The 26,561-nt window shown below is 60.2% G+C and carries 25 protein-coding genes; 11 read left to right on the top strand and 14 right to left on the bottom strand.

What is annotated here, in order from left to right; translation table 11 throughout:
* Window positions 1-2 precede the first annotated feature (2 nt).
* From AC1Q80_RS02715 to AC1Q80_RS02705, 3 genes are read right to left on the bottom strand one after another with little or no spacing between them, the layout of a single operon-like run.
* Complete coding sequence (locus AC1Q80_RS02715; protein ID WP_492359574.1) at window positions 3-335, bottom strand: hypothetical protein; 333 nt, start codon at window positions 333-335, stop codon at window positions 3-5.
* Window positions 332-838 (bottom strand): hypothetical protein, encoded by a 507-nt coding sequence (locus AC1Q80_RS02710; RefSeq protein ID WP_492359573.1) that lies wholly within the window; start codon window positions 836-838, stop codon window positions 332-334. The genes AC1Q80_RS02715 and AC1Q80_RS02710 overlap by 4 nt, the downstream gene beginning before the upstream one ends.
* Before the next feature lie 11 nt (window positions 839-849).
* A complete protein-coding gene (locus AC1Q80_RS02705; RefSeq protein ID WP_492359572.1) occupies window positions 850-1,242 on the bottom strand; it encodes a hypothetical protein in 393 nt (130 codons plus the stop codon).
* A 98-nt stretch (window positions 1,243-1,340) separates the two neighbouring features.
* On the opposite strand from AC1Q80_RS02705, the gene AC1Q80_RS02700 reads away from it, so the two are divergent.
* Window positions 1,341-2,396, top strand: coding sequence for a hypothetical protein (locus AC1Q80_RS02700; RefSeq protein WP_492359571.1), 1,056 nt, complete (start codon window positions 1,341-1,343; stop codon window positions 2,394-2,396).
* 14 nt (window positions 2,397-2,410) lie between these two features.
* On the opposite strand, the gene AC1Q80_RS02695 is transcribed toward AC1Q80_RS02700, so the two are convergent.
* From AC1Q80_RS02695 to AC1Q80_RS02675, 5 genes are all read right to left on the bottom strand, one after another.
* The gene (locus AC1Q80_RS02695; RefSeq protein WP_492359570.1) at window positions 2,411-2,593 is read right to left on the bottom strand and encodes a hypothetical protein; all 183 of its coding nucleotides are present in this window, start codon (window positions 2,591-2,593) and stop codon (window positions 2,411-2,413) included.
* A complete protein-coding gene (locus AC1Q80_RS02690; RefSeq protein WP_492359569.1) occupies window positions 2,587-2,949 on the bottom strand; it encodes a winged helix-turn-helix domain-containing protein in 363 nt (120 codons plus the stop codon). The genes AC1Q80_RS02695 and AC1Q80_RS02690 overlap by 7 nt, the downstream gene beginning before the upstream one ends.
* On the bottom strand, window positions 2,946-3,110 hold the full coding sequence (locus AC1Q80_RS02685) for a hypothetical protein (protein ID WP_492359568.1): 165 nt from the start codon (window positions 3,108-3,110) through the stop codon (window positions 2,946-2,948). Before AC1Q80_RS02685 ends, AC1Q80_RS02690 begins: the two co-directional genes overlap by 4 nt.
* A 133-nt stretch (window positions 3,111-3,243) precedes the next feature.
* Window positions 3,244-3,741: a phage regulatory CII family protein gene (locus AC1Q80_RS02680; RefSeq protein WP_492359567.1), complete on the bottom strand. Its 498-nt coding sequence runs from the start codon at window positions 3,739-3,741 to the stop codon at window positions 3,244-3,246.
* Window positions 3,742-3,843: 102 nt separating this feature from the next.
* The gene (locus AC1Q80_RS02675; protein WP_492359566.1) at window positions 3,844-4,092 is read right to left on the bottom strand and encodes a transcriptional regulator; all 249 of its coding nucleotides are present in this window, start codon (window positions 4,090-4,092) and stop codon (window positions 3,844-3,846) included.
* 82 nt (window positions 4,093-4,174) lie between these two features.
* Here AC1Q80_RS02675 and AC1Q80_RS02670 point away from each other — a divergent pair, with 82 nt between their 5' ends.
* The 5 genes from AC1Q80_RS02670 to AC1Q80_RS02650 all read left to right on the top strand — a co-directional run bounded on the left by AC1Q80_RS02670 (window position 4,175) and on the right by AC1Q80_RS02650 (window position 8,226).
* On the top strand, window positions 4,175-4,867 hold the full coding sequence (locus tag AC1Q80_RS02670; protein ID WP_492359565.1) for an XRE family transcriptional regulator: 693 nt from the start codon (window positions 4,175-4,177) through the stop codon (window positions 4,865-4,867).
* 407 nt (window positions 4,868-5,274) lie between these two features.
* Window positions 5,275-5,511 carry a hypothetical protein gene (locus AC1Q80_RS02665; RefSeq protein WP_492359564.1) on the top strand — a complete coding sequence of 79 codons (237 nt, stop codon included), beginning with the start codon at window positions 5,275-5,277 and terminating at the stop codon, window positions 5,509-5,511.
* Window positions 5,512-5,701: 190 nt separating this feature from the next.
* Window positions 5,702-6,382 carry a hypothetical protein gene (locus AC1Q80_RS02660; RefSeq protein ID WP_492359563.1) on the top strand — a complete coding sequence of 227 codons (681 nt, stop codon included), beginning with the start codon at window positions 5,702-5,704 and terminating at the stop codon, window positions 6,380-6,382.
* A 1-nt stretch (window position 6,383) separates the two neighbouring features.
* Window positions 6,384-6,875: a single-stranded DNA-binding protein gene (locus AC1Q80_RS02655; protein WP_492359562.1), complete on the top strand. Its 492-nt coding sequence runs from the start codon at window positions 6,384-6,386 to the stop codon at window positions 6,873-6,875.
* Window positions 6,876-7,068: 193 nt separating this feature from the next.
* A complete protein-coding gene (locus tag AC1Q80_RS02650) occupies window positions 7,069-8,226 on the top strand; it encodes a tyrosine-type recombinase/integrase (RefSeq protein ID WP_492359561.1) in 1,158 nt (385 codons plus the stop codon).
* Here the strand turns inward: AC1Q80_RS02650 and AC1Q80_RS02645 are convergent.
* The 3 genes from AC1Q80_RS02645 to AC1Q80_RS02635 are packed head-to-tail and all read right to left on the bottom strand — an operon-like array spanning window position 8,223 to window position 9,944.
* Window positions 8,223-8,669, bottom strand: a complete 447-nt coding sequence (locus AC1Q80_RS02645; protein ID WP_492359560.1) for a hypothetical protein — start codon at window positions 8,667-8,669, stop codon at window positions 8,223-8,225. The two genes, AC1Q80_RS02650 and AC1Q80_RS02645, sit on opposite strands and share 4 nt — an antisense overlap.
* The gene (locus AC1Q80_RS02640; protein ID WP_492359559.1) at window positions 8,669-9,214 is read right to left on the bottom strand and encodes a hypothetical protein; all 546 of its coding nucleotides are present in this window, start codon (window positions 9,212-9,214) and stop codon (window positions 8,669-8,671) included. The genes AC1Q80_RS02645 and AC1Q80_RS02640 overlap by 1 nt, the downstream gene beginning before the upstream one ends.
* Window positions 9,207-9,944 carry a TIGR04255 family protein gene (locus tag AC1Q80_RS02635; protein WP_492359558.1) on the bottom strand — a complete coding sequence of 246 codons (738 nt, stop codon included), beginning with the start codon at window positions 9,942-9,944 and terminating at the stop codon, window positions 9,207-9,209. The genes AC1Q80_RS02640 and AC1Q80_RS02635 overlap by 8 nt, the downstream gene beginning before the upstream one ends.
* Window positions 9,945-10,452: 508 nt before the next feature.
* Here AC1Q80_RS02635 and AC1Q80_RS02630 point away from each other — a divergent pair.
* Window positions 10,453-10,662 (top strand): cold-shock protein, encoded by a 210-nt coding sequence (locus AC1Q80_RS02630; protein ID WP_025425871.1) that lies wholly within the window; start codon window positions 10,453-10,455, stop codon window positions 10,660-10,662.
* 577 nt (window positions 10,663-11,239) lie between these two features.
* On the opposite strand, the gene pncB is transcribed toward AC1Q80_RS02630, so the two are convergent.
* The 3 genes from pncB to AC1Q80_RS02615 all read right to left on the bottom strand — a co-directional run bounded on the left by pncB (window position 11,240) and on the right by AC1Q80_RS02615 (window position 14,642).
* Window positions 11,240-12,544 carry a nicotinate phosphoribosyltransferase gene (pncB, locus tag AC1Q80_RS02625; RefSeq protein WP_209787588.1) on the bottom strand — a complete coding sequence of 435 codons (1,305 nt, stop codon included), beginning with the start codon at window positions 12,542-12,544 and terminating at the stop codon, window positions 11,240-11,242.
* A gap of 129 nt (window positions 12,545-12,673) precedes the next feature.
* The gene (gene pncA, locus AC1Q80_RS02620; RefSeq protein WP_173418961.1) at window positions 12,674-13,273 is read right to left on the bottom strand and encodes a bifunctional nicotinamidase/pyrazinamidase; all 600 of its coding nucleotides are present in this window, start codon (window positions 13,271-13,273) and stop codon (window positions 12,674-12,676) included.
* Window positions 13,274-13,454: 181 nt separating this feature from the next.
* The gene (locus AC1Q80_RS02615; RefSeq protein ID WP_492359557.1) at window positions 13,455-14,642 is read right to left on the bottom strand and encodes a polysaccharide biosynthesis/export family protein; all 1,188 of its coding nucleotides are present in this window, start codon (window positions 14,640-14,642) and stop codon (window positions 13,455-13,457) included.
* 405 nt (window positions 14,643-15,047) lie between these two features.
* Between AC1Q80_RS02615 and AC1Q80_RS02610 the strand changes: the two genes are divergently transcribed.
* Genes AC1Q80_RS02610 through AC1Q80_RS02595 form a run of 4 tightly spaced genes read left to right on the top strand, consistent with a single transcriptional unit; the run spans window position 15,048 to window position 26,561 of the window.
* Window positions 15,048-22,592, top strand: a complete 7,545-nt coding sequence (locus AC1Q80_RS02610; protein ID WP_492359556.1) for a type I polyketide synthase — start codon at window positions 15,048-15,050, stop codon at window positions 22,590-22,592.
* The gene (locus AC1Q80_RS02605; protein ID WP_209787591.1) at window positions 22,589-24,004 is read left to right on the top strand and encodes an aminotransferase class I/II-fold pyridoxal phosphate-dependent enzyme; all 1,416 of its coding nucleotides are present in this window, start codon (window positions 22,589-22,591) and stop codon (window positions 24,002-24,004) included. The genes AC1Q80_RS02610 and AC1Q80_RS02605 overlap by 4 nt, the downstream gene beginning before the upstream one ends.
* 48 nt (window positions 24,005-24,052) lie before the next feature.
* Complete coding sequence (locus AC1Q80_RS02600; protein ID WP_492359555.1) at window positions 24,053-24,871, top strand: SDR family oxidoreductase; 819 nt, start codon at window positions 24,053-24,055, stop codon at window positions 24,869-24,871.
* 55 nt (window positions 24,872-24,926) lie between these two features.
* On the top strand, window positions 24,927-26,561 hold the full coding sequence (locus AC1Q80_RS02595) for an LTA synthase family protein (protein WP_173418957.1): 1,635 nt from the start codon (window positions 24,927-24,929) through the stop codon (window positions 26,559-26,561).

Genomic DNA, 26,561 nt, shown 5'->3' with positions numbered 1-26,561 from the left:
ATTCACGCGAGCCTCGCTTCTCTCACGCCCAGGGCATCGAACTCGCAATGCGCCGCGATGTCGTCAGGCTGCGCCAGTCGCACCCGGCCTTGCCGCTGCAGCGCGGCCAGCGCGACATCCAGATCGTGCCCGTCCTTGGTGGCGCTCCAGCTGTCGCGATTGATAGCGATGAAGGGCGTGCCGGCCGAGATGCCGCGCAAGGCGTGCGCCCGGGTTACGTTGCGGAAATTCTCGATCCGGCCCGGCACGAGGCCGTTCGCCTCGGCGGCCTTGGCGCATTCGAACAGTGTCGGCGCGATGATCAGCAACTGGCGATCGGTGCGGAACGGTCTCATGCCGCTTCCTTCCAGCGGCTCAAAGCCGCCTCGCCCTTAAGTGTCAGACGAAACACGCTCGGCACGGCGCCTGCGCCATCGCGCGAAACCGAGACATAGCCCTTCTCGCGAAACAGCTTCAGCGCGGCGATCAGCGAGGGGCGACGTGTCCGCGTCGCCTTCATCATGTTGTTGAGGCTGATGGTGATCGTGCCGTCCGGTGCCTCGGCGATGAAGGAAAGCAGTTTGATCTTCGTTTTCATCGAAGCCGTTTCCGGCCTGCGAACACCGCCGGTCTGAGCAACGTCCCGCTCGAAGGGATAGTGCGCGTGGCGCAGCTGCGTCGCGGTGATGATCTCATGCACCGGCACAGCCATCATCTCGGCAAGCGCGTGATGGCCGATGCCGGCCTCGGCCGCGAGTCGGCAGAACTCCGACCGTTGATAAGGCTGGAATTTCGCGAAGTCGGCGGCCTTCACCAGACCCGGCTCGAAAAAGCCCACCTTGGCGATTTGCTTCCCCATGTGCGTCTCCTTCAGGTGAATTGCTGGATAAGGTTCGCGCGGCCGGTCGGCTGCGCGACGACCTTGGCGGGTATTGCCAGCGGCTTGGCCGCTTCCGGCTCGGCTACGCGTGTCGCGCCGTCCTTCTGCTTGTCGATCCATGCGGACAGCCGCTGCCAGTCCTCGTCGGCGAGGAACACGATGCCGCCGCTCAACCGTCGCTCGCGCCATACGTATTCAGCGGCCGAGGTGCCGTTTCCGTACCAGGCGGCAATGCACTTCGAGCCGGAGACGATCTGCAGAATGTCGGCGGGATCGCTGACCACCCGGCACCACTTCGGCGCATTGGTGGTGGCGCAGCCCAGCGTGTCGCCAAGCGCGCGCATCGGATTGTTGGTAACGATGAAGAGGCGGATCTGACTCAAGCGGCAACCTCCAATTCTGTGGAGGGCAACCGACCGCCCGCTGTTAAACGCTCAGTTGAATGATAGCGTTCGGCAAATAGGAGTTGGGGAAAGTTATTGTGAGCAAATTCGAGGAAACCGAGCCACACAGCGATGGGCCAAAGATCAAGGCTGAGACGTGGTTTGCGCTCGCAATCGCTAGCTTCATGATCACAATAGCGATGGGCTCCTTCTTCGCTCTGTGGGTTTTTGGAACCGGATCGCCGCGCCTCATGGTTCAACGCGCTCAGGCGTTTACCCCATTCGGAGCCGCGTTGTTGGCCGTGGTAACTTTCTGCACCGTCGCTTGGCGCGGGGTCCTGAACACACAACAGTTGAAGCATCAGGCCGATCAACTCGACCAGCAAAGAATGCAGGTTCAACAGCAGATCCGACAGAACGACGCAAATGAAGAGTCGAATCTTGCAAAACTTCTCCAGGAGGGGGCCAAGCTCCTCGGCGACAAGGACAAAGAAGCGCAGATCATCGGCGGCATTGTCACACTTGAACTGGTCCTCGAATCGCCAAAGAAGCAATTCGCTCTCCAAGCGATGAACGTGCTCGCCGACTTTTATGTGCGCGCCTATCACAATCAAAATCTTGAGACCGCCAGGCTCGCTGCCCGCCGCGCATTGGCGCGAGGCGGCGCTCAAGGCCTGGAAGCTGACATCATTCTTCGACTTAAGGCACCCAATGACAATGTTGTTTGGGAAGGTTTGAGAGGCGTTGACGAGCAAAAATACTTTGGTGGAATTGCACACAACAAAACAATACAGAATATTGGTAGATACTACGCCACTTTCGAAGAAGTTCTGCTGGAATATTGCGATCTTCGAGAGAAGAAAAGATTCATGTGGAACTGCAAGCTTGAAAAATGCTTCATTGGACACATTGAGCTCTACGAACAAAGCAAAGAAACAAGCTTCATAGACTGCGACTTCACTGGTGCTGATCTTGGCAATTGTCCAACGAACATCCTCACCAAGTCGATCGAGTCTAATGGAAATTTCTACGTTCGCGGTAATCCACCGCGCCACGATACTTTTACAGAATGGCAGTCTATTATGAGCGAAGTGGAAGAGCCTGCCGCCTGGAGTAAAACTTTGTACTTCAAGCAACGCGCTGACCTGGTCTGAATTCGCCAACCACATCACTGCACCTTCCCGTCCATGAGATCGGAAATGCGCTGCATGCTGGCTTCCGTCGTCGCTCCGTCCTTCCAGCCCTTCACAGTCTTGCGGATGGCGCGCAGCAGTTCCTTGCGCTGCAGACCTTTCGCGGCACGGATGCGGTCACGCTCGGCGCGCGATTGTGTGAGGGGGCCGCTCACCATGCTGCCACCTCGCGAAGAAATGCCTGTCGGTTGTCGAGGCGGTATCCGCGGCCCCAGACGGCGGATATCGTAACGCCGTGCGCTTTCACCTTGGCGCGCAACTTGCTGACCCAGACGGTGACAATGGTAGGGCTCGGCTCGGCCTCGGATCGAGCGCTGTAAAGCGCAAGCATGATAGATTCTCGGCTCGCAAAATCGCGCGATGCCAGGTGGCGCAGCAGAGTTTCCTCAGTCTGGCTGAGGCCATAGTGCGCCGGAATGTCGAATTCACTTGGAGCGAGCGCGTCTTCGAGCTGGCGAACCCGCTCTTTCAGCGTCTCGTTCTCGATGCGGAGGGCGGCGATCATGGCGTTCATCGCGCTACCTCGTCGACGACGAGCCTCGGCGACCAGAGAGGCACCTTTCCGGCGATGGCATAAACAGCGCGAGCTTCCGACTGCAGGCGATCGGCAGTCTTCAGGCTGTAGTCGCCCGAGGTCAGCCCGGCGCGCGAATGAGCGTAGCGCTCATCCGCCATTCTCAGAGCCTTAGCCACCGGCACCTTGCCGACACCTTCGCAGCGTGGGCACCTGCCGGTGAGCCAACCAAGAATTCCCGAACCTTTGCAGCCCAGACATACGATCCGAGTGACGCGAGCCTTGCACATGGCTTCACTCCTCGCCAACGACGCGCAGGCTGGCCGAAGCGCCGCCCTTGGCCTTGATGGCGGCGAGCGCAGCACGCATGTCGTTCATCGCGTTCTGCATTGAAGCGGCAATGCGATCGATGGTGTGAGCCTCGGCGGGCGTCACCCGACTGTCGGAGATTGCGATCGCCATGCCGTTGGCAAGCTCGGCAGTGTGGCGCAGGAGCTCCGCGTGCGTGGTCATGACGCAAACGTCGGAAACCTTGTCTTCATCCGGGTCTGTGAGGCGACGGCCATTGACCTCGGCGAGGGCGCCGGTCACGTAGGGAATGCCGCAATCGCTTTCCAAGGCCACGATGGCGGTCAGCGGCATCAACGTCGGGTCGTTGCCGTCGTTCCAGCGGCCGACCGTGCTCTTGCCGTAATTGAACCGGGTTTCCACCCGTCGAATGCCGCCGCATGCCTCGATCAAATCGCGCTGCGCCGCCTTCACACGAAACATCCATGCATCGGAAACTGACATCGGAAACACTCCAATCTAGACAAGACAAAGCCGTCCCGCGCCGGGAATTTCCGGCGGGTTTTCCCGTGGCGGGACAGGTTCGAAAATGTGATGTTCAGGCCGTCAGCAGATCACGGAGGGCCGCATGCAAAACATCGCTTCATTCACAGCCTCCGTGGCCGGGCCGTATATGTCGGGGCGCAAAAGATGACGGGAAACACCGCTGATCCGTTCAACGGAAAGAACACGGCTAACCGGCACTTTCTCCCACTGCAGCACTGCAGCAGGGGTAATGCCGAGTTGTCGCGCGAGTTCGCTGGCGCTGCCAACGCGCTCAATTGCCAAAGCGAGTGAGGGGTCAATCGTCATCATGGTCGGATATAAGCATAACTTAGAAAATGACACAAGCTATAATTACATGGACCAAGAAGGAGGAATTAGGCCACTTATAAGCATGGCTAAAGGTGAACTCGCGATCAAAGTTGGGGCAGCAATTCGCACAGCGCGCAAGCGGCGCGGCCTGGTACAGCGCAATATTGCTGAAGCGCTCGGCATTGATGTTGCCGCAGTAGGCATGTGGGAAGGCGGCAGAAACCTCCCCAGCACCGAGAACTTGATGCGGACCGCTGAAATTCTCGGCCTTGAACCGGCCGCCCTATCTCGCGGTGACATCGTCTATACAGACACCAAGGATCTCGCAGACGCGGAGATCATATCTGACCCTGCACCGCCTCCGACAGGCCCAATGGACGTAAAGTTGTTGGGCGTCAGTTACGGTGGAGACGATGGAGACTTCACGTTTAATGGCGAAGTGGCCGGGTATGTGCGCCGACCACCAGGCATCGCGTCAATCTGGAATGTCTTCGCCCTCCATATCCTAAGCGACAGCATGATACCCCGGTACGATCCGGGCGATGTGATCTATTGCGGCGGCAGGGACGCGGTCCCAGGCGACCACGTTGTCGTCGAGATGTTTGGCGATGAAGAGGATCAGCCAGGCATGTCTTTCGTGAAGCGGCTGAAGCAGAGGACCACGAAGGAAATCATCGTCGAGCAATACAATCCCGCCAAGGAAATCACGTTCGATCGCTACCGGGTTAAAAACCTCTGGCGCGTGATCCCTTTGAAAGAACTGCTTGGTTTCTGAGGACTTCGGTCTCAGCCCTCAGTCGGTCAGCGTCACGATTGAAGTAGACTTGCACAGAGATATTCTTACCCGGCAGCCCGTCGTCGTGGCATGCCGAGCAAGTGAACTTCTTCGACACGACAGATAGGGCCGTATGCAGCGTGATGCCCCGACCGGTCATCTGGCCTGGAGTGATCCATCGACTGCGCCCACAGTCCCCGCATTCAATTCCCAATCGACTAGCTTGCCCTAGCAGAACCTCTGTTGACATCTTTGCCGCACCCTTTGTTCTCTTTCCGTTCGCATACTTGATTCTTTTGCCGGAAGAGTCCAGACCCAAACGACCTAAGCCGTACTTATAATTTCCGCTTGCCTTAGAATGTAATTATCACTTATATCTGTTCTCCTCTCAACAGAGGTGCACGGAGATGATCCGCATTCAACGCTATTCCGAAACCGCCGCGGCGAAGATCGTCGCGGCTCCGCGCTGCAAACGAACGCTCGAAGAGCGCCTGGCAGACGATATGCGGGAACTGGCCTTTTCCGGACAGAACATCAGCATCGAAGCGCTTATCGGCCTCGGATGGACCCGCAAGACGATCTTGCGGCTCTTCGAAAAGGCCCGGGCCATCGCCCGCCGCCAGTCGGTTCGTCAGGTCGCCTGACGATGCAGAACCACTTCACCCCCTTTGGCGGTCGCGTGGATCCTCCCAAGCAGATCACCTTGCGCGACCCGCCCCTCCGGACATTCCGCATCGTCGCGCTTGTCTTTGCGCTCTGCTGCGTGTCCGGAGGCTGGCTTCTCAACGACGCGGTTGACACCGTTGTTCGCCTCTCGCTGGATCGGAGGTGACGATGTCGGTCGACACCCGCCTTGCCCCCAATCCTGTCTGGTCTTTTGCCGCTGACGGCTCGGTGATCGATATCGCCGCGCCGGATGCGGCTGAAGTGTGCTTTCTGGAGATGGGCAACGCTCTGTCGAAGATCGCGCGTTTCGATGGCCGCAACCCCGGTCTCGCCTACCCGGTCGCACAGCACTCCGTCATGGGAGCCCAGGCGATCATGAATGAAGGCGGCAGCCAGAGGGATGCCGCTTTCTTTCTGCTGCATGATGGTCACGAATACATCGTCGGCGACCAGTCCCGCCCGTCGCAGATCCTCTATTCGTCCGTGAGCTTCTATCTCTACGGCGAGGAGCGGATGGCAGACGCCATCGCCGCCAGCAAGGCCGCCTGGGATGAGGTGATCTATTTCGCCGCCGGCCTCCCCGGCCCGGAAGCCTGGACGAACCGGCAGAAGAAGCTCGTCAAGGACATGGACAACCGCATGTGCCGGGCCGAGGCGATCGCGCTCTTCGGCCCACGCGCCGGCCAGAACATGCCCCAATCCCAATCCCCGAAGCTGACCGGCGCCATAAAGCCATGGGCGCCGATGAAGGCCGAGGAGCAATTCCGAAAGATGGCCTACCGCCTTCTCGGCGAGGACCTGGTGCTTGAACGCGCCTCGATCGTCGCCGCCAACCGAGCACTGAGGTGACATGTCCGGATATCTCAACAGGGTCCAATTGATCGGCAACCTCGGCGCCGATCCCGAAATCCGCCGCACGCAGGACGGTCGACCGATCGCCAGCCTGCGTATCGCAACATCAGAATCTTGGCGCGACCGCAACACCGGCGAGAAGCGCGAGAAGACGGAGTGGCACAGCGTCGTCGTGTTCAACGAACCGCTGTGCAAGGTGATCGAGCAGTATGTCCACAAGGGCGACAAGGTGATGGTCGAAGGCCAGCTCACCACGCGCAAGTGGCAGGACCAGTCCGGCCAGGACCGCTACTCGACCGAGATCGTCCTGCAGGGCTTCAACGCCAGCCTGATCATGCTCTCCGGTAAGCGCGAGGGCTCCGGCTACCGCGCCGGCGGCGATGGCCCCGGCGATTACGGCTATGACGGCGACCGCGCCGCCGGCCAATCTTCCCGACAGTCCACCAGCACGAGCAGCAGCCGCCAGCTCGATGACGACATTCCCTTTTGATGGAGGCGACAATGACAGCTGCCTCCGACGGCCCACTCGGCAAGATTTACACACTCGAGGAGGCTTGCGCATACTTACGGTTGACCATCCGTGCGGTCACCAAGGTTGCCAAGCGCGATGGCCTATGCACTATTTCAGGTCGCGATCTCCTCTTCAGCGAGAGCGACCTGCTGGCAATCTGGGATGCGATGCGATGCCACTCAAGCTCGTCGAGCGCAAAGGCTCGGACTTCTACTACATCCGGGGCACCGTCCGCGGACAAAGCGTATTTGAATCTACTGGCACTCGCGACCGAGAAATCGCGGAGGCGATCCGCATCCAAACGGAAAACCGCCTGCTGAACGAGAGTGTTCACGGCAAGAAAGCGCTCATCAAGTTCGAAGAGGCCGCGCAGTCCTATATCGCATCCGGAGGCTCCGAGAGGTTTCTCATCAAGGTCTCGGCCGCAACAGGTAAAGTCTCTGGCATCGTCACTCACTTTCGCGGCAGGCTGCTGAAAGACCTGACGCAATCAGACCTTGACGCAGCATCCCGCATCCTCTTCCCAACAGCCTCGGCGGAGACGCGCAACCGACAGTGCTACACGCCTTTCATCGCTGTCTGGAACCATGCCGCAGGCAACCAATGGGCCGAGGTTCGCCAATGGAGGCGGCCAAGAAAGGCCAAGGGCACGAACGTCGTGAAACTCAAGGTCCGTGCCGGCACCAAGCCGACGTCCTATGACCGAGCCGCGCAGTTTGTTGCCGCTATGTCGCCCGCCCCGGCTCAGCTGATGACCGCGCTGTTTTACACCGGCATGAGGCCGATCGAGATGCTCACCCTAGAGGCTGCGGATGTGAACGTGTCGGGCCGCTGGATTACGCTGGACCGAAGCAAGACGGGCGAGGCGCGAGGCGTTCCTATCCACGAGTTTCTCGTGCCGCTCTTTGAGGCGCTCGTGGCGCGTGGCGGCATTCTGTTCCGTTCACATAAGGGAGAGCCCTACCCACCGACGGAGGAGTTTGGGGGCCAGATTTCGAGCGCCATTACCGGCGCTCGAAACCGCCTAACGAAACGCGGCATCTCAATTGTCGACATTGCGCCCTACACCGCACGCCACACGGTCTCGACACAGCTTGTGGTCAACGGAATTCACCCGTACATCAAGGACCAGATCCTCGGCCACGCCGCCGACGACATGAGCCGACACTACACACACGTGCCGCAGCAGCCTCTGGTCGAGGCGATCAACACGCTGCCAGTGCCCAAGCTGTGGCGCGACCAAGAATGGTGGCGAGATCCAGTCTATTGGTCTCGACGGTTAGTCAAATGGGGCCGGAACCTACAATTAGGCTCGCAAGCCTCCGCCTAACGATTACGAACGTCTGCGACAAGATAGATCTTGTCTTGGGCCTCTTCCGCCAACAGCGACAAGATCGCACTAGAAGGGTCGAACGGAACGCCCTTTATTTTGGCATAGGCCGGATTGTTTGTGTTGTCGTGGTTGTGGACAACGCGAACTTTTGCTCCGTGCGCAGCAGCGATAGACCTCGTTTTTCCCACATTCATTAGAATCATGCAGTCCCGGTCGCCAATGCTACGCGGCGTTGCGTCGATACACTGATGAATTCGTTCGAGAGAGTCTCCATCAAAGTACTCATAGTAACACGATGACAGGTAGCTCTCGTTGCGATGGATCCGAAGCTCAAACAATTGCGGGAAAACACCCACTACTTCACCATTCTCGCGTATAGTACGGTTTTTGGGGCAATGTCGAACGACATGATGCTCGTCCGGAATAGTGCGTTCGGCCATTAAAGTCTTTCAAGTAAATCCGCTGAATTCTGCGCAAATATTCGTAGAGGCGCTTGCCCAGCAGCAACGTCGGGGCCGTCCTCCGTAATTCGCTTGCTCGTCCACTGTACATTCGCATTTGGCAGGAACAATGCGGTCAGGATGTTACTACCCCGTTTGAACGCAACGGATGTGTTTCCATCACCATCTAAGCCTAGCGACGTCCAGTCGTGGCGTCGCGTCTCGACTGCCCACTTCAGGAAGTTCACGAACGCCAATCTGTTCGGTAGTGCGTCCTGCTCATCCCAACCGTCTGGATCCAGTAGGAAATCAAGCTCTCCAAACAGCCGATCGCGCTCATCGAAGGTGAGATACATCGCGTAAAGGGCCGTCGCCTCTTTCAGCGACATAGCTGCTTGCGGAACATCTTGCACAAGAGTGACTTCTTGGAAGATTGCTTGCTTGCGAGCAGTAGCAGTCTTCTCATTATACAAATCATCCAGGTGAGACGCGTAGTCAAGAAATGGCACAGCCATCGACGGGCCAAGCGTTGTGCGGCTAAGCATCAAACAGCCTCCTTGCTTCGTCTGTTACGAACTTCTCGAATGCGTCATTCTTCAACGCCCGAAGAGATTGTATTTTTTCCATCTGTTCACTGCGACTAACCGGAATGTTGCTTTGCAGTACTACATCAATATCCAGAAGATAGGAGACATGATTTATCAGCGCAGCCTCCACAATTCCTGAAGTAACCACAACTATCGCCCCGGTCTCCGGGTCAGAGTACTCGAACCTCACCTGGCTTGAAAGTAGGTTTTCATAGACGTTATCTGGTGCGTGTGGATACACATTCAAGAAGGAACGAATATCAACTCCAGCTTTGCCAGTTTTCGGCACATCTATGCGGTTAACGTAGCGAAGGCCGATCCGTGCTATCTTCTTATAACCGAGTACTTTGCTTACAAATTCGTAATCCCTGTCGAAGCGCCCGAAGAACTCACCCCAATTTCCGTAGGGCGCCCGCCTCGCAACAGTAAACTGATCTCTGTTAATCACAAAGACGTCCGCAGTATCCTTTGATGCGTGCCGGAACCATTCCTTTGTCGCGCCAATCTCAGGCGTAGCACGACCACGGTGAACTTTAACCTGAACTTGGAAATCCCGCATGTCCTCCTTCTCGGGATAAAAGGACATGGCCTTGCGGGAAACTCTCCCCATATCGGCGTCAGATAAGTTCTCAACGAATTGAAGTTGTAACAGAGCCTCGACGATGGGCGCCTTCGTGTAATGCATCATTCAAACCGCGTTAGCGTGCAGCAATAATATAGCGACACCTTTACCAGAACTTGTGCCGAAAGCTAGGCATCCATGGCAACGAGACAAGATCTAAGTCGGGCGTGCAATTCACGTGCATTTTTGCTGCGCGCTACATATTTCCACTAAGCGTTCAATCGCTTATAGAAGCTTCTCCTCTGCCTTGGTAAGGGAGAGGCCGAGAGTTCAAATCTCTCTAGCAGCACCATTTCCCTCTTAGACATGCTTGAAACATTGCCAGCATTCGGCGGCGCCAAACCGCGCTGGGCGCTCATATGTGCATAGCCGCACAGCCCGCCCAGGCATCGACAAACAAAGCCTTGCAATCGTCACATTCAGCTCCTATTTGGCGGAAATCGATATTGCTGACGAACTTTGTGTCGGCGCCCTAAGCGCGTGAGAGACGGACTTCCCTCTTCAAAATCGGTTATCCTGATCCGGAGGTTTGTTTCCGGGAATGTCTATTACGAACGATTGAAAGGGAATCGTCATGGCTACAGGCACAGTAAAGTGGTTCAACAGCACCAAGGGTTTCGGCTTCATTCAGCCTGACGACGGCAGCCCGGACGTGTTCGTTCACATCTCGGCCGTTCAGCGCGCAGGCCTTTCCGGCCTCAACGAAGGTCAGCAGATCAGCTACGAGCTGACGCGCGATCGCAAGACCGGCAAGTCTTCTGCAGACAACCTGCAGGCCAAGTAATTTTCGCGCGTCGCTGCCGAACGCAGATGTGCGAGCGGCGGCACAGCGAATGGGAAGGTCGGGTTCGCCCGGCCTTTTTTTTGCCCTGATGTCAACGGCGACGGACAGATCTCTCTAAAAATCGGCGGCGGTCCAAGCTGGAATATGCAGCGGGCTCAAGCCAGCACAGCGCCACCAGCGCGTTCTGGTCGGCGGCAGCACGACCAGGCTTCGATCGCACGCAGGGAACGTTTTGCGACAGCCGGCGTTACCTCTTCAACGGCAATGACGTGGAGGTTTTGAAATGAAAGGCATCGTTCTCTGGCTCATGGGCGTACCCCTGATCGCCATCATCCTGCTTTACATGTTCGTGTTTTAACCGCTCACCGAGGCGATCCGGCTATCAAGACGTTCAAGCGGAAGATTTAATTTGTAGTTGCAGGCGGCGAGGAATGCGCCTTAACGCAACCTTAAGATTCGCCCCCTAGATTTGATATTGCGATGATGGACAATCGCAACGCTTAAATCCCCTTTTGAAACCGGCTCTCGCCGGTTTCTTTTTGTCCGGTCTTCGCGTTGCACAGCCTTCTCGCCGCTATCAGACCTTGACGGCCTGCTCGACGAAATCCTCGCTTCCGAAGAATTTAAGGTAGCGCTGAACCTCTGCCGCGTCACCGGTCGCCTTACGGGGGTTGTCCGACAGTTTGACAGCCGGCCGGCCGTCGGCATCACTGACCTTGCAGACGATCGATATCGGGTTGAGGCCCTTGATCTCCGTCGGCGCGCAATCGGCAAAGTCATTGGTGAGGTTCGTTCCCCAACCGAAGCTCATGCGCACGCGCCCTTCGAAATGCCGGTAGGTTTCGATGATCGTCTCGACATCGAGGCCGTCGGAAAAGATCAGCAGCTTTTCGCGCGGGTCTCGCCCCATCTTCTTCCACCAGGCGATGATCTTCTCGCCGCCCTCGATCGGCGGGGCGCTGTCCGGGCGAAAACCGGTCCAGTCCGCCACCCAGGCTGGCGCATCGCGCAGGAACGCAGCTGTGCCGAAAGCATCGGGAAGAACGATCAACAGATTGCCGCCGTAGAGCTGGTTCCAGTCCTGGAGCACCTTGTAGGGCGCCTGGGCGAGTTCGGTGTCGTTGCGGGCGAGCGCCGCTGCCACCATCGGCAGCTCGTGCGCGTTGGTGCCAAGCGCTTCCAGATCCGTATCCATTGCCAAAAGCACGTTACTGGAGCCGGAGAAGGATGCGCCGATGCCTTCCTTCAGAGCCTCGACGCACCAGCGCTGCCACAGGAAGCTGTGGCGCCTTCGGGTGCCGAAGTCCGAGATCCTGAGGCTGGGATATTGCCTGAGGCGCTCTACCTTCGACCACATCTTCGCCTTGGCGCGGGCATAGAGCACGTCGAGCGTGAAGGGGCCAAGGCCCTTCATCGCCGAGCGCGAGCGCAGCTCGTTGATGATCGCAAGCGCCGGGATTTCCCACATGGTGGTTTCGGCCCAGCGCCCGCGGAAGGTCAGCTCGAACTGGCCGTCGCGTCGCGACAGCTCGTAGTCCGGCAGGCGGAACTTTGCCAGCCAGGCCAGAAACTCGGGCGAGAAGATCTGCTTGCGGCCGTAAAACGAATTACCGGCAAGCCAGATCATTTCCTTCTTTGAGAACCGCAGGTCGCGGGCATGGTCGAGCTGCTCGCGCAGCTCGTGCTCGTCGATTTCGTCGGCGAGCCGCACGGTCTTGGTGCGGTTGATCAGCGAGAAGGTCGCGTCCACATCCGGATAAAGCTGCCAGATCATCTGCAGCATCAACAGCTTGTAGAAATCCGTGTCGAGCAGGCTACGCACAATCGGGTCGAGCTTCCAGGCGTGGTTGTAGACGCGCCTGGCGATATCGGTCTTGGTCATCTCAGGAATTGCTCCTCCTGCAGTGCCACGCGTCTTACGAGACGCGCAAAGGTCGCTGCCACACGTTGAACTTCAGCATATTTCCTTAATCCGAACGCGAATTAAGGAAATATGCAGAGGGGCACAGGGCTAAAGCATCCGCACGCCGGCTTGCCGCATGCGCGTGATCATGGCGGCGAGCGAGCCGTTCAGATCGATACCCCTGCTGGCATCGAGCACGACCGAGGTCGAAAACCCTCTCGCAACCGCGTCGAGCGCTGAAAAGGCCACACAAAAATCGGTCGCCAGACCGCACAGGGTGACGCTGTCGATACCGCGGTCCCGGAGGTAGCCGGTCAAGCCGGTCGGCGTCAGGCGATCGTTCTCGAAGAAGGCGGAGTAGCTGTCGATGCCGGTGCGAAAGCCCTTGCGGATCACCAGTTCGGCACGCGTCCATTCCAGCGCCGGGTGAAAATCAGCACCTGCGCTGCCCTGAACACAATGATCAGGCCACAGCGTCTGCTCACCATAGGGCATCGTTATCGTTTCGAACGGCGCTTTTCCCGAGTGGACGGAGGCGAAGCTCGAATGTCCGTCGGGATGCCAGTCCTGCGTCAACACCACATGTTCGAATGTCCGGATCAGATCATTGACCACAGGCACGATCTCACCGCCACCGGCGACGGCGAGCGCTCCACCCGGGCAGAAATCGTTTTGCACGTCGACGACGATCAACGCTTCACCAGCCATCACTTTTCCTTCGACCGGACCAATCCCTATCGATCACCAAAATCGATTTAAGTCCAAGATCAATCACAGAATTTGAGCGACGGCAACCCGCTTCGAACGCTTCGCGGCCCGTTCCTCGAACGCAAAAGAAAAGGGCGCCGACCGCGGTCGACGCCCTTTTGGAAATGCACGCTGAAACGGATCAGTTGCCGAGACTGTTGATGTTGTCGGCGATCGAGAAGCCGGAATTGGCAATGCCGACCGGCTGCGCAACAAAGTTCAGGAACTTCGAGAAATCGACCGACGGATGGCGCGATGCGTAGATCACGTCGCGGTTCTTGATCGGGAACGTCTGGCCGACGATCAGGCTGTCCGGCTTGCTCATGTCGAAGCGGTAGACGATCGGGTAACGCCCCTGGTTGTCGGTCTTCATGCCCTTGCGCAACATCTCGTTGAAGCGCTGCTGGCCGAGAAGGCTCATGACCACATCCGGCTCTTCGTAACGGAAGATGAAGTAGCCCTTCATGTCGAGCGCGTAGTCGGAACCACCGCCGGCAAGCCCCATCGCTTCCAGCAGATTGAGATCGTTGGCGCCGAATTCGACACGCTGGTTCGCCTTGACGGCGCCGAGGATCGTGAAGCGGCGCGGATCGCGCGCGACGAAGATCTGGTCGCCCGGCTTCACATGGATGTTTTCCGACGGGTTCTCGATGATCGACTTCAGCAGGACCGTACCGGTCTTCTTGCCGCGCACCAGCGTCACATAGGTCTCGTAGGGCTGAGCGACCGGGCCGCCTGCCTTGGCGATGACCTCGTTGATCGTTTCGTCGACGAGGCTGAGCGGCACGACCGAGGACTTGCCGACGGCACCCGAAACGGTGACGTTGCGCGACGCGGTGCTCATGCTCGTGACGATGACGTCAGGCTCCACCGCCTTCTGCTTCAGCGCTTCCAGGATTGCCTGGCGCGCCTGCTCCAGGGTCAAGCCGGCAAACTGGACCGGCCCGACATAGGGAATGGCTGCCTTGCCGTCAGGCTGAACGACCAGATCGATGCTTGTCTGCTTGGAATCCTGCGTCGAGAAGAGACCGTCGCTGCCGGCCTCGAAGATCGACACTTTCAGGGCGTCACCGACACCGATGACGACGCGGCCGACGCCGCCGCCAACGCCGAACCGGCGGTTGAGCGTCGAAGACACATAGTCGGAAACAAGGCGCGCCGACTGACCGGTTACATCGACGATATCAAAGACAGTGGCATTCTTTCGACCGATTTCGGCGCCGGATTGACCAGCATCCGCAACAATGGCTCCGGCCAGTGGCCCTTCGCCCGGAACAGCCTGACATCCCGCAAGTGCGGTAGAAAGCAGAAGGGCAGCTACACGTTTCAACTAAGATACTCCGAATTCGGCACAGGTATGATTCTGTTCATAGTTCTGCGCCGCATGATCTCCCGGTCGGGAATCCGCCGGTCTCTGAAAAGCACAATAGCCGTCTCACAACAAGTCACTTGCAGACGATGACGAGCAAAATAATTGGCCCTGCGCCTTTCCGGTCATACCTCCTACACCTTGCCGGGTTTGCCGCCCGATTTGTCTTGGATGAAGGTTCTTGGCATGTATATGTTAGGCCTTTGGACTTGAAAGCTAGGCACTTTAAGTTAAAAGCTGACTAATGAGGCGGAACGAATATACATGGGGATAACCCTGGGGCGGGACGATTGGCGGTTGCGTTTTCCGTTTGGAGCCGCAATCGCAGATGCAACTTTAACGTCAGTTTAGAGCGTTCGATCATACATGGCTGTTGAGATTATTGGGCGTGCATGCCTCGCCCCTGGAGCAGAATCGCCTTTGGCGTTGTTCAAACTTCTTCGTCAGGGCAAGTGCACTGTTACCAGCATCCCCTCCGATCGCTGGGACGTTGCGCGTTTCTGGCACCCGGTCATGGGTACGCAGGGCAAGACCTACTCCTTTGCTGCCGGCGTACTCGATCAACTCTATGATTTCGACCCGGCCGTCTTCGGCATGTCGCAGCGCGAAGCCATGTATATGGATCCGCAGCAGCGCGTGCTTCTGCAGCTTGCCTGGCGCGCGCTCGAAGACGCCAATATCTCGACGACCTCGCTGCATGGCGAGAATGTCGGCGTTTATATTGGCGCATCGAGCCTCGACCATGCCAACCTGACGGTCGAGGATCCGGCTGCCGCCGGGCCGTACTTCATGACCGGCAACACTCTGTCGATCGTCTCCAATCGCATTTCTCACATTTTCGGCTTAAGCGGCCCGAGCATGACCGTCGATACGGCCTGTTCCTCCTCGCTCGTCGCGCTCGATCAGGCGATGCGGGCACTCAACGCCGGCGAGATCGATACGGCGATCGTCGGCGGCGTCAATATTCTCGCCCATCCCCTGCCGTTCGTCGGTTTTGCGCAGGCGCGCATGCTTTCGCCCGAAGGGCTCTGCCGCGCCTATGACAACGATGGGGCAGGCTATGTGCGCGCCGAGGGCGGCGTGGTGTTCGTGTTGCGCCGCTCCGACCGCGCCCGCAAGGAAAAAGACCGGAGCTACGCCCGGATCGTTGCGTCGGGCGTCAATTCGGCCGGCCGGACCAACGGCATCTCCCTGCCTTCGCGCGAAGCCCAGGCAAACCTGCTCAGGGCGATCTACGAAGGTAACGGCATTGATGCCAACCAGGTCGCCTTCGTCGAGGGTCACGGCACCGGCACCAAGGTCGGCGATCCCGCAGAAGTCTGGTCAATCGGCACGGTCATCGGCGCCAACCGTCGGGCACCAGTTCCAATCGGATCGATCAAATCGAACATCGGCCACACCGAGCCGGCTTCCGGCCTCTTCGGCATGATGAAGGCGATCTTGGCGCTCGAGAACAACTACCTGCCCGCATCGCTGCACTTCGACACGCCGAACGAACATATCGATTTCGACGGCCTGAACGTGCGCGTCACGGCGAGCCCGATCGAATTGCTGCGTGGCAAGCGCGCACGGCTTGCCGGCATCAACTCGTTCGGTTTCGGCGGCGCCAACGCCCACGTGGTCATCAGCGACCCGGAGCCGGTTTCCGAAGACAAGATCAACAATCCGCCGTCGTCAGGGCATGTCTTCCTCGCAAGCGCCCACACCGCATCGAGCCTTGAAGCCCTGCTGAAGGACTACAAGACGCGCTTTGCCAACGCGTCCAAGGGCGAGATCCGCTCGATGGTCGCGGCTTCCGGCGCCAACCGCACGCATATGCGCTATCGGTTCGCAGCCCGCAGCGACCATCCCGAAGATATCGTACGCGCGATCGCCAGCCATGTGGAAAAGCCGGGTTCGGATATCGGCGAAGTCGGCGAAGCCGTCACGAGGGATGCCAAGGTCGCTTTCGTCTTTTCGGGCAACGGCTCGCAATGGGCCGGCATGGGCGTCGAAGCGTTCCGTGAAAACCTTCACTTCCGCCAGTGTTTCACCTCGGTCAGTGCGCTCTTCAAGTTCCATTCGGACATCTCGCTGACCGAGCTTCTGACGGATCCCGACCTCGACAAGAAGCTGTCCGATACGAAGATCGCCCAGCCGCTGCTCTTTGCGGTTCAGGCCGCCCTTTCCGATTCGCTTGTCGCCATGGGCATCAAGCCGGTCGCCGTCTTCGGTCATTCGGTCGGCGAAATCGCCGCTGCCTATGCGGCAGGCGCGTTGTCGATGGTCGATGCCGTCTCGATCGTCGCCAAGCGGTCGCTGCACCAGGATCTGCTCGCCGGCCATGGCACCATGGCCGCCGTCATGCTGGGTGAAGATGCCGCGCGCGCCTTTGCCGAGGCCCGCGGCCTCGACGAGCTTTGCGTCGCTGCCGTCAACGCCCATAATTCAGTGACGATCTCGGGTCCGGCGCATCAGATTTCCGCTTTCCGCGACGCGGCGCGCAAGGCCAAGATCCCGGTCCAGATTCTCGACATCAACTATCCCTTCCACCACCCGATCATCGACCGGGCAAAGGACGCGTTCCTCTCGGACATCCCCGACATCGCGCCCCGCCGGGCGGAAGTCACCTATCTGTCGACGGTTACGGGTGCAGCCCTTGACGGGACGCACCTCGACCCGGACTACTGGTGGAAGAATGTCCGCGAGCCGGTTCGTTTCCAGGCGGCGGCAGAGGCGGCGATCGAGCTCGGTTGCCGGCTCTTTGTCGAGATTTCTCCGCGCCCGATCCTCTCTTCCTACGTCAAAGAGACGATCAAGCACGCGGCCTCTCCGGGCATGGTCGTGCCGACGCTGCTCAGAGATGTCGGAGAGACCGGCCAGGACCCGATTTCCGCCGCCATGGCGCGGGCCGTCGCCCACGGCGCCATCGTCGACACGACACGCGTCTTCGGCAAGCGCAATGCGGCGATCTCGCTGCCGAGCCTGCCGTTCGAGCCGGTCGAACTGCGACCGGCTGCCACCACCGACGCCACGGACCTCTTCGGCCGCACCGCAAAACCCTATCGCCTGACCGGCTGGCGCAGCGATCCGAACAGCGGCAGCTGGAAGAACCACATCGATGCGCCGCTGTTTCCGGATCTGGCCGAGCATGTCGTCGACGGCAAGGCGATCCTGCCGGGCAGCGGTTTCATCGAAATCGCCATAGCAGCCGCGCAGCAGTTCTACGGTACCGACGAAGTCGAGATCACCAATCTGGAGATCGTCCGGCCGCTGGAGCTCAGCGACAGCCGCATCATGGAGCTGTCGACCGTCCTGTCGCCGGAAACCGGCGACATCGAAATTCGCTCACGCGAACGGCTGTCGGAAGACGACTGGGCCGTTCACGCGGTTGCCCGGTCCCGCAAGCCGTTGCCGAGTGAAGAACGCCCGCTGCCGTCCTTTGCCGGCATGCAGAAGACGGCAACCGTCGCTCCGGCCAAGGCATATGATACCGCACGGCAGTTCGGCCTCGACTACGGTCCGCGTTTCCAGTTGCTCGCCAAGGCCGTCGCCTATGACGATCGGTTCGTCGACGTCGAGCTGAAGAGCCCGGACAAGTCCGGTCATCCGCTGATCACCTATGCCCTCAACCCAATCTCGGTGGACGCCACGTTCCACGGGCTTGTTGCGCTTTTTGACCGCTTTACCGGCGACAAGAGCGGTGCACCCTATATTCCGGTGCGGTTCGGTTCCGTGCGCGTCGTCAATGCCGGCAAGCCGATTGCGCGCGCCACGATCGAGATCGAGCGTGTCAGCGCCAATTCGATCAAGGCCAAGTTCCACTTCTTCGACAAGTCGGGCGGCCCGGTTGCCTATTTCGAGGATTGCCGCTTCCGGCGTACCTATCTGCGCAAGCACAAAACGCTGGACGCCCTCTCGTTCCACTACGAGACTGTGCTTTCCGAAGCGCTCCTGCCGACGGTTGATGCTGGCGTCCACGCGCCGGTGACCCTCAGCGTCACGACCGCAGCCGATACCGGTATCGACAACACGACGTTGCTGTTCAACGCAGCCATCTATCGCGCCTGCCAGGAAATTGCGCTGAAGCTCGGCAAGGGACGATCGGTCGTGCGCAGCGACAGCCTGCCCGGCGATTTCGCCTTCCAGTGTTTCCTGGCGAGCTGCCTCTACGTACTTGAGGATGCCGGTCTCTGTGAACACAAGGACGGCATCTGGACCGTCGCGCAGGAATTCAGCCTTCCGAGCGTTTCCGAAATCCTGCGCGAACTCTATGGCGAGCGCCCAGATCGCGCCGTCGAGGCGGTTCTGATCAACAACGCCTACGCCGAAGCTCTGGCGCGTCTTGATGTCCTGCTGGCGGCTCCAGCCGGTGGCGAAAGCGAAACCGTCGCCAATTCCGGCTTCATCAGCGATGCGACGCTCGATCATCAGGCCGTGCACTCCGAGGCAAGCCGCCAGCGCATGGCGCTCGTTCTGGACGCCGTGGAAGCGGCGCTGCGCGCTCAGCCAGCCGGGATGCGCCTACGCATTGTCGAACTCGGTAGCGTTTCCGCCGGCTTCACCCGTCGCCTGTCGGCGCTTGCCGCCAAACACGGCGCGAGCCTCAGCGTGGTCGAGCCGCGTGACAACGCGCAACGTGGCCTGGAACTCGCCTTTGAAAACGATGCCCATGTCCGCATTCTCAAGAAGGGTGAGCTTGCGACCCAGGCGCCGTTCGATCTCGCCATCAGCGCATCCGATCGCCTCTACGGTCTGATTGAAGACGATATCGACGTTCGCGCGGCACTTCGCTCGACGCTCCGCCGGACCGGTGGCCTTGTCGCCGCAGTCGGCGCGCCATCGCTCTTCAACGATTTTGCGCTCGGACTGTCGGACGGCTGGTTTGCCCGCAGCCAGGCCGCGGAATTCCCGATCGGCAATCTCGCAGCCGTTCCGCATTGGCAGAAATGTCTGGCTGATCTCGACCTTCGCGAGATCGACGTTACGGATCGCGAATGCGCCAGCGGCAACATCATCGTTCTCGAAGCACGCGGCGTGGAAACGCCGGTGCCTGCCGAGACCGGTACCGATGCTGCCGTCGCGGCAGTTGGGACCTACCTGCTGCTGCAGGTCGGCCTGCGCCAGAAAACGCAGCCGTCCGCAGGCGCCGTCCCGGTCAATCTGACGGGTGACACGTCCACGGATACGGCGTTGCTTCGCGATGCGCTCGAGGCCTTCGGCGATCGACCCGTTCGGGCCGTCTTCCTATCGTCGCCTGCGCCGAAAAGCCGGACTGACGACTCCGCCTCTTTGCAGGCCCAGGTTCTGGCGCTCAGCGCCTTGGCAGAAGTGCTGCGCCAGCACGTCGGCGACACCGATCCAAACGGCGACGCACGCCCCAGGCTCGTTCTTGTCGCACCTGACGGGGCGCCGGTTGCCGCCCGTGTGTCGGGCACGACGGCGGTAAGCTCCGGCACCAATGCCGGCCTTTGGGCTTTCGCCCGCGTTTTGCAGAACGAGTACGAGTTCCTCGACGTCCACGCTCTGGATCTTGCCGCAGACAGCGCGACGTCTGACGAGCAGAAGACGGCTGCGGCGCTTCCATTGCTTGCCGTTTCCGGCACCAATCGTGAATGGCTGCTGGAAGGGCCGAACGGATCGCTCTCGGAAATCCGCGCGGTTTCCGGTCCGACCGACAGCGCCCATGGCTCGACGGCGTCCTTCGACGCAGCCACAATCCGTCAACGGGTCGCCTCTCAGGTCGGCAGCATCGTTTGGGAAGAAAGCAGTGTGCCGACCGCGGGCCCAGGCGACGTTGTCGTCAAGGTGGCTGCCACCGGCCTCAACTTCCGCGACGTGATGTGGGCCATGGGTCTTCTGCCCGAAGAAGCGCTTGAAGACGGCTTTGCCGGTGCGACGATCGGCATGGAACTGTCCGGTCACGTCGTTGCCGTCGGTAAGGGCGTGGACGATCTTTCGGTCGGCGACGCCGTCATGGCGATCGCGTCCGCGGCCTTCTCCACCCACGCGGTCGTTTCGCGCGCCGGTGTCGCCCGGTTGCCGCAATCGGTCAGCCCGGTCGCGGCTGCCACCGTGCCGGTCGCGTTCCTCACCGCCTACTACGCCATGGTGGAACTCGGCCGCATCCAGGCCGGCGAAACGATCCTCATTCATGGTGCGGCCGGTGGCGTCGGCCTCGCCGCGCTGCAGGTCGCCAAGTTGAAGGGCGCGAAAGTCATTGCCACGGCCGGCACGCGCGAGAAACGCCGCTTCCTTTCGATGCTCGGCGCCGACCATGTGTTCGATTCGCGCTCGCTCGGTTTCGTCAACGACGTGCGCGCCGTGACAAACGGCGAAGGCGTCGACCTCGTCCTGAACTCGCTCTTCGCCGAAGCGATGGAGCAGAGCCTGGCGCTCGTCAAACCGTTCGGCCGTTTCCTCGAACTCGGCAAGCGCGACTACTACGCCGACAGCAAGATCGGCCTTCGGCCGTTCCGTCGCAATGTCAGCTACTTCGGCATCGACGCCGACCAATTGCTGGTCAACGCGCCGGCGCTCACCAAGCGCATCTTCACCGAGATCGGCGCGTTGTTTGAAGACGGCAAGCTGACACCGCTGCCGTACCGCGCCTTCGATTTCGACGAGATCGGCAATGCGTTCCGCCTGATGCAGAACGCAGGCCATATCGGCAAGATCGTCGTGCTGCCGCCAGTGGCCGGCAAACACCAGGTCGCAACCAGGCCGCGCGGTGGTGTCACGATCGACCCTGAAGGCATGCACCTCGTCGTCGGCGGCATCGGCGGCTTCGGCCTGGCCGCTGCCAACTGGCTTGCCGACAAGGGTGCGAAGAATATCGCCCTTTGCTCGCGGCGCGGCCTTGCGGACGCGGAAACGACGGCGATGATCGAGCTTTGGGCCAAGGCCGGCATCTCGGCGACGGTTCATGCCTGCGACATCACGGATGCAACGGCAGCCGACAGCCTGCTTGCGGAATTGCGAAGCATTGCGCCGCTGCGCTCCATCGTTCACGCAGCGATGGTGCTTGACGACGCGCTCATCAGCAATCTCAATCGCGAGCGCAACCGGCCGGTCATCGACACCAAGGCAAAGGGTGCCGCTGTTCTCGATCAGTTGACCCGTGGCGATGCGCTCGACAACTTCATCCTGTTCTCGTCGGCAACGACGCTGGTCGGCAATCCCGGCCAGGCGAACTACGTTGCGGCCAACGGCTACCTCGAAGGTCTTGCCCGTGCCCGGCGCGCCGAAGGGCTTGCCGGTCTTGCGGTCGGGTTCGGCGCAATCGCCGACAAGGGCTATCTGGTACAGAACACCGACGTCAACGACCTCTTGGCCAAGCGCATCGGCAAGACGGCGCTGAAGGCGCAGACGGCGCTCGACATGGTGGAAAGCCACCTTGCCGGTGACCCCGGCACGGTCGACGCCGCCGTCGTTATGATTTCCGAGATCGACTGGTCGGCCGCCCGCAACCTGCCGGTCGCCCGCAATGCGCTCTTCGAAGTCATCCTGCGCAGTGCCGATCAGCATTCGTCCGGCGGCGAAGGCACCAAGATGGACCTCGTCGCGATGATCGAGGGCAAGTCTGCTCAGGAAGCCGAGGATATTCTCTTCGATCTGGTCGCGGGCGAAATTGCCGCGATCCTGCGGGTCTCGAAGGATACGGTCACGCGCAGCAAGGTCTTGAAGGAAATCGGCCTCGACAGCCTGATGGCCGTCGAACTCGGCATGAGCTTCCAGCAGAATACCGGCTTCGACATGCCGCTGAGTGGCGTCGCAGACAACACGACGGTTGGCGACGTCGCCCGTAAGCTCTATGAGAAGGTCAGCAAGCGCGACCAGGGCGACGACAGCGACGGTGCGGATGACAAGTTGGTCACCGAGTTGGCGCAACGGCACGTCGGCACGGCAAAGGAAAAAGCACAGAGCCAATGAGCACGAACGGAAACGGTCCCGGCTCATCCAAGATGACCAGCAGCCTCAAGGAGAACCTGCTGGACCGGATGAGAAACACGCATCAATCCTCCGAGCGCAACCGCATGGCGCGATCGGAGCGAGAGATGCCGCCGCCGGCCCGCCGGCAGCAGGCCCGTTTCGAGGATCTGCCGGAATACAAACAGGTTCAGACCCAGAAGTTTGCCAGCGAACAGCTTGGGATCGCCAACCCGTTCTACCGGGCGCATCAGACGGCGGCCGGCGCCACGACCGTTATCGACGGCCGCAAGCTGATCAACTTTGCGTCCTATGACTATCTTGGCCTCAACCGGCACCCGGAGGTGCTGGCAAGGGCAAAGGAAACCGTCGACACTTTCGGCATCTCCGCCTCGGCCAGCAGGCTTGTCGCCGGCGAGCGGCCTGTTCATGTCGAGTTGGAAGAGAAGATCGCGCGCTTCTACGGCGTCGATGCCGCCGTCTGCTTCGTCAGCGGTTATCTGACCAATGTCGCGGCCATCAGCTGCCTGATGGGACCGAAGGACCTCGTCGTCCACGACGAGTTCATCCACAACAGCGCGCTTGCCGGCATCAAGCTTTCCGGGGCCACGCGCCGCCTGTTCAAGCACAATGACGCCAGCGACCTTGAGCATGTGCTGCGCACGGTCTCTGGCGATTATCGCCGTATCCTTGTCATCGTCGAGGGCATCTACTCGATGGACGGCGACGTTGCCGATCTGCCGGCTCTCCTGAAACTCAAGGCCGAGTACGGCTTCTGGCTGATGGTCGACGAGGCCCATTCCCTGGGGGTCGTCGGCAAACATGGCCGCGGCCTTGCGGAGCACTTCGGCGTCGATCCGAATGAGATCGACATCTGGATGGGCACGCTGTCGAAGACGACGTCCAGTTGCGGCGGTTACATCGCCGGCAGCGAAGCACTCGTCGCCGTGCTCAAGGCGTCGGCTGGAGGCTTCGTCTATAGCGTCGGCCTTGCTCCGGTTCTGGCCGCATCGGCCGCCGCAAGCCTCGACGTGCTTGCGCGCGAGCCGTCACGCACCGCCGCCCTCAGGCGCAACGGTGCGCTCTTCCTGAAGCTTGCCAAGGAGGCAGGTCTGGACACCGGTCTCAGCAGCGGCTTTTCGGTGGTGCCGGTTCTGGTCGGCGATTCTCTGCGCGCCGTCCAGCTCTCCAACGATCTGCTGGCGGCCGGCGTCAATGCGCTGCCGATCATCCACCCAGCCGTTCCCGAAGGCCTGGCGCGGCTGCGCTTCTTCATCACCAGCGACCATACGGAAGAGCAGATCCGCAAAACGGTGACGCTTACGGCCGAGCGCCTGAAGGATCTGACCGAACGCAACTTCGGTCTCGGCGGCATCGATATCGACCAGATGATGAAGGCGCTCTCGGCGCGTTGACGAAGCGCAAGCGCCCTCCAGGGCCGGATGCCGCGGACGGAAAGCAGCATGACCCATGTGATCATCACCGGCGGCTCGAGCGGCATAGGGCTGGCGATCGCATCGATCTATGCCAGTCGCGGCGAGCGCCTTTCCCTGATTGCACGCTCCGCCGAGATCCTGAAACAGGCACAGGATGAACTCGCCGCGAAGGCATCGACAGTCGCGGACATCCGGATCGAGACGGCCGACGTTGCGAGGGAGGACGAAATCACCGCTGCTATCCATCGCTGCGAAGCCGCGTTCGGACCCTGCGACATCCTGGTGACCTCAGCCGGCGTCGTTGAGCCCGGCCGGTTCGAAGAGCTTGGCAGCACCGCGTTCCAGCGGCAAATGGACACGAATTTTTCCGGCACCGTCCATGCGGTGCGCGCGGTCTACGCCGGAATGACGCAACGCGGGCGTGGAAAAATCATGATGATCTCATCCGGCGCCGGCCTTCTCGGCATTTACGGCTATTCCGCCTACTGTGCGTCGAAGTTCGCCGTTCACGGATTTGCGCAGGCGCTTCGTTCAGAAGCACGCGGGCACGGCGTAAACGTCTCCGTCTGCTTTCCGCCCGACACTGAGACGCCGCAGTTTCAGCGCGAACTTGCCTTTCGCCCCGCCGAGGCGGCCGCGGTCATGGGTACGGTCAGCCCGTGGCCGGCAGAAGCGGTTGCCGGCAAGATCGTCGACGGCATCGAGCGCGGGCGGTTCGAGATCTATTTTGGCCTCACACTTTTTCTCCTTGGCCGGTTCGGCCCGGCGGTCAGACCGGTTCTCGACTGGTGGTTCGACCGAGCGATCGCGCGCCGTAGCGGTGGAGTATCAAAGCGCGGTCAGTGACGGCGCTTGTGCGTGCCGACGATAGGTTCTAAGTCTCAGACCGTTCCCGTGCTGCATGAGGCGGTGTCGGCGTGCAAGAAAGCATGAAGGTTTCCGCTTGGCGTTACTCCCCGTTCAATTGCACGACTATCCGATAACGCTGACGATCTGTTGTTTCATCTTGTCCTGCGCGGTGATCTTCTTCACCGACCGCTTCGCACTGCCGAAACGCGAGCGTCGGGCAAACCCTTCACCCTTCGGGCGCAAACAGGACGTCATCGACGTCCTCGCCCGCTTGCCCGTCATCGCACTGGTATTTGCCGGCTTCTTTGCAGGCTCCTGGCGGCCGCTCTATGCCGCCGCCGGCACGATGAGCTTCTTCATCATCTTCACCGGGATTTCGCGGGCCAAGTTCAAGTTCATCCGCGAGCCGCTGATCTTCTCCGACATCGCCCTCGTCGTCGATGTCTTCAAATACAAGACGATCTTCTATGCCAGCTCGCTGAACATCGTCTTCTGGACGGTCGCATTCCTCTATGTCTTCGGTGTTTCCGGGCTTTACCTGTATTTCGAACCGACGGTTCTGCCCGACCGCGGCAAGGCGTTCTGGATAATGGTCATGGTGGCGGTCGCTGCCGGACCGTGGCTTCTCCTGTTCTACGGCCCGGTGAACCGACCGACGGCGGCGCTCGTGCAACGGCTCGTCAAGGTGCTCGACGTCAAGATGAACACGGTGCGCTTCGGCACCTTCGGATCGGTCATCTTCCGCTTCATCATCTGGCTCGGCGTCAAGCGCGAGAAGATCGTCGCCGAACTCTCGGAAATCGTGCGGGCCGCCGTCCAGGACCTGATCGGTGACGATGGCTCGCCGCTGATCGTCGTCTGGCAATCGGAGTCCTTCATCGACATGCGACACTTCGGTGTCGATACCCTGAAGATGCCGACGCTTGACCGATTGCGGCGACAGGCCGCCCAATGGGGCCGCCTCAGCAGCGTCTTTGAGGGCGGCTATACACTGCGCACCGAATTTGCCGTCATCAGCGGCCTCGTGCCCGACGACATCCACGTGGATGCGAGCTACCCCTACCTGCGGGCATCGCACTATTCCGACGTCGTGTGGCCGGGAAAAATGAAGCGTGCCGGCTGGCACACCCATTTCATACATCCTTACGACCGCACCTTCTTCCTGCGCCACAAGGCGATGCCGCAACTCGGCTTTGCCGAGTTGACGATGCTCGACGGGTTCGACCATGTGCCCGCCCGTGATGGACCCTATGTCTCCGACGAGAAGCTCGCGACCAAGGTCATCGATGCCTGTGAGAAGTTGCCGGAAGACACGAGCGGTTTCGTTTTCGTCGCCTCGATGGCAAACCACGGCCCGTGGGAGCCGGGCCGCGTTGGCGACCTCACCAATCCGGTGGAAATCTACCTGGCGATCCTGGAGCAATCCGACGCGGCATTGAAGCAGTTGACAGATCGTCTCGACAAGCTCGACCGTCCCGTCTGGTTCGTCTTCTATGGCGATCATGCGCCGCTCTTGAAGTCTTTCGCCGACCCCTTCCCCGATCCGCGCACAGACTATTTCATCGTGCCGCTCGCCAAAGCAAAATCGGCGCATCATCGACCGGCCGAACCACAGGATGTGGCCGCCTGGGATCTGATCGAGGCGTTGCTCAACCACGCCAACCTCAAGAAGGACACGCTGCGTTAG

The sequence above is a fragment of the Ensifer sp. GW823-FHT05D09 genome (assembly GCF_058795755.1).
The sequence above is the reverse complement of the archived record's forward strand: the minus strand, read 5'-3'. Positions and strand labels throughout refer to the sequence as shown.

Bases quoted from the DNA above. Each gene is read 5' to 3' on its own strand.
- AC1Q80_RS02715 (WP_492359574.1), bottom strand. From the start codon at position 335: ATGAGACCGTTCCGCACCGATCGCCAGTTGCTGATCATCGCGCCGACA.
- AC1Q80_RS02710 (WP_492359573.1), bottom strand. From the start codon at position 838: ATGGGGAAGCAAATCGCCAAGGTGGGCTTTTTCGAGCCGGGTCTGGTG.
- AC1Q80_RS02695 (WP_492359570.1), bottom strand. From the start codon at position 2,593: ATGGTGAGCGGCCCCCTCACACAATCGCGCGCCGAGCGTGACCGCATC.
- AC1Q80_RS02690 (WP_492359569.1), bottom strand. From the start codon at position 2,949: ATGAACGCCATGATCGCCGCCCTCCGCATCGAGAACGAGACGCTGAAA.
- AC1Q80_RS02685 (WP_492359568.1), bottom strand. From the start codon at position 3,110: ATGGCGGATGAGCGCTACGCTCATTCGCGCGCCGGGCTGACCTCGGGC.
- AC1Q80_RS02680 (WP_492359567.1), bottom strand. From the start codon at position 3,741: ATGTCAGTTTCCGATGCATGGATGTTTCGTGTGAAGGCGGCGCAGCGC.
- AC1Q80_RS02675 (WP_492359566.1), bottom strand. From the start codon at position 4,092: ATGATGACGATTGACCCCTCACTCGCTTTGGCAATTGAGCGCGTTGGC.
- AC1Q80_RS02670 (WP_492359565.1), top strand. From the start codon at position 4,175: ATGGCTAAAGGTGAACTCGCGATCAAAGTTGGGGCAGCAATTCGCACA.
- AC1Q80_RS02665 (WP_492359564.1), top strand. From the start codon at position 5,275: ATGATCCGCATTCAACGCTATTCCGAAACCGCCGCGGCGAAGATCGTC.
- AC1Q80_RS02660 (WP_492359563.1), top strand. From the start codon at position 5,702: ATGTCGGTCGACACCCGCCTTGCCCCCAATCCTGTCTGGTCTTTTGCC.
- AC1Q80_RS02655 (WP_492359562.1), top strand. From the start codon at position 6,384: ATGTCCGGATATCTCAACAGGGTCCAATTGATCGGCAACCTCGGCGCC.
- AC1Q80_RS02650 (WP_492359561.1), top strand. From the start codon at position 7,069: ATGCCACTCAAGCTCGTCGAGCGCAAAGGCTCGGACTTCTACTACATC.
- AC1Q80_RS02645 (WP_492359560.1), bottom strand. From the start codon at position 8,669: ATGGCCGAACGCACTATTCCGGACGAGCATCATGTCGTTCGACATTGC.
- AC1Q80_RS02640 (WP_492359559.1), bottom strand. From the start codon at position 9,214: ATGCTTAGCCGCACAACGCTTGGCCCGTCGATGGCTGTGCCATTTCTT.
- AC1Q80_RS02635 (WP_492359558.1), bottom strand. From the start codon at position 9,944: ATGATGCATTACACGAAGGCGCCCATCGTCGAGGCTCTGTTACAACTT.
- AC1Q80_RS02630 (WP_025425871.1), top strand. From the start codon at position 10,453: ATGGCTACAGGCACAGTAAAGTGGTTCAACAGCACCAAGGGTTTCGGC.
- pncB (WP_209787588.1), bottom strand. From the start codon at position 12,544: ATGACCAAGACCGATATCGCCAGGCGCGTCTACAACCACGCCTGGAAG.
- pncA (WP_173418961.1), bottom strand. From the start codon at position 13,273: ATGGCTGGTGAAGCGTTGATCGTCGTCGACGTGCAAAACGATTTCTGC.
- AC1Q80_RS02610 (WP_492359556.1), top strand. From the start codon at position 15,048: ATGGCTGTTGAGATTATTGGGCGTGCATGCCTCGCCCCTGGAGCAGAA.
- AC1Q80_RS02605 (WP_209787591.1), top strand. From the start codon at position 22,589: ATGAGCACGAACGGAAACGGTCCCGGCTCATCCAAGATGACCAGCAGC.
- AC1Q80_RS02600 (WP_492359555.1), top strand. From the start codon at position 24,053: ATGACCCATGTGATCATCACCGGCGGCTCGAGCGGCATAGGGCTGGCG.
- AC1Q80_RS02595 (WP_173418957.1), top strand. From the start codon at position 24,927: ATGAGGCGGTGTCGGCGTGCAAGAAAGCATGAAGGTTTCCGCTTGGCG.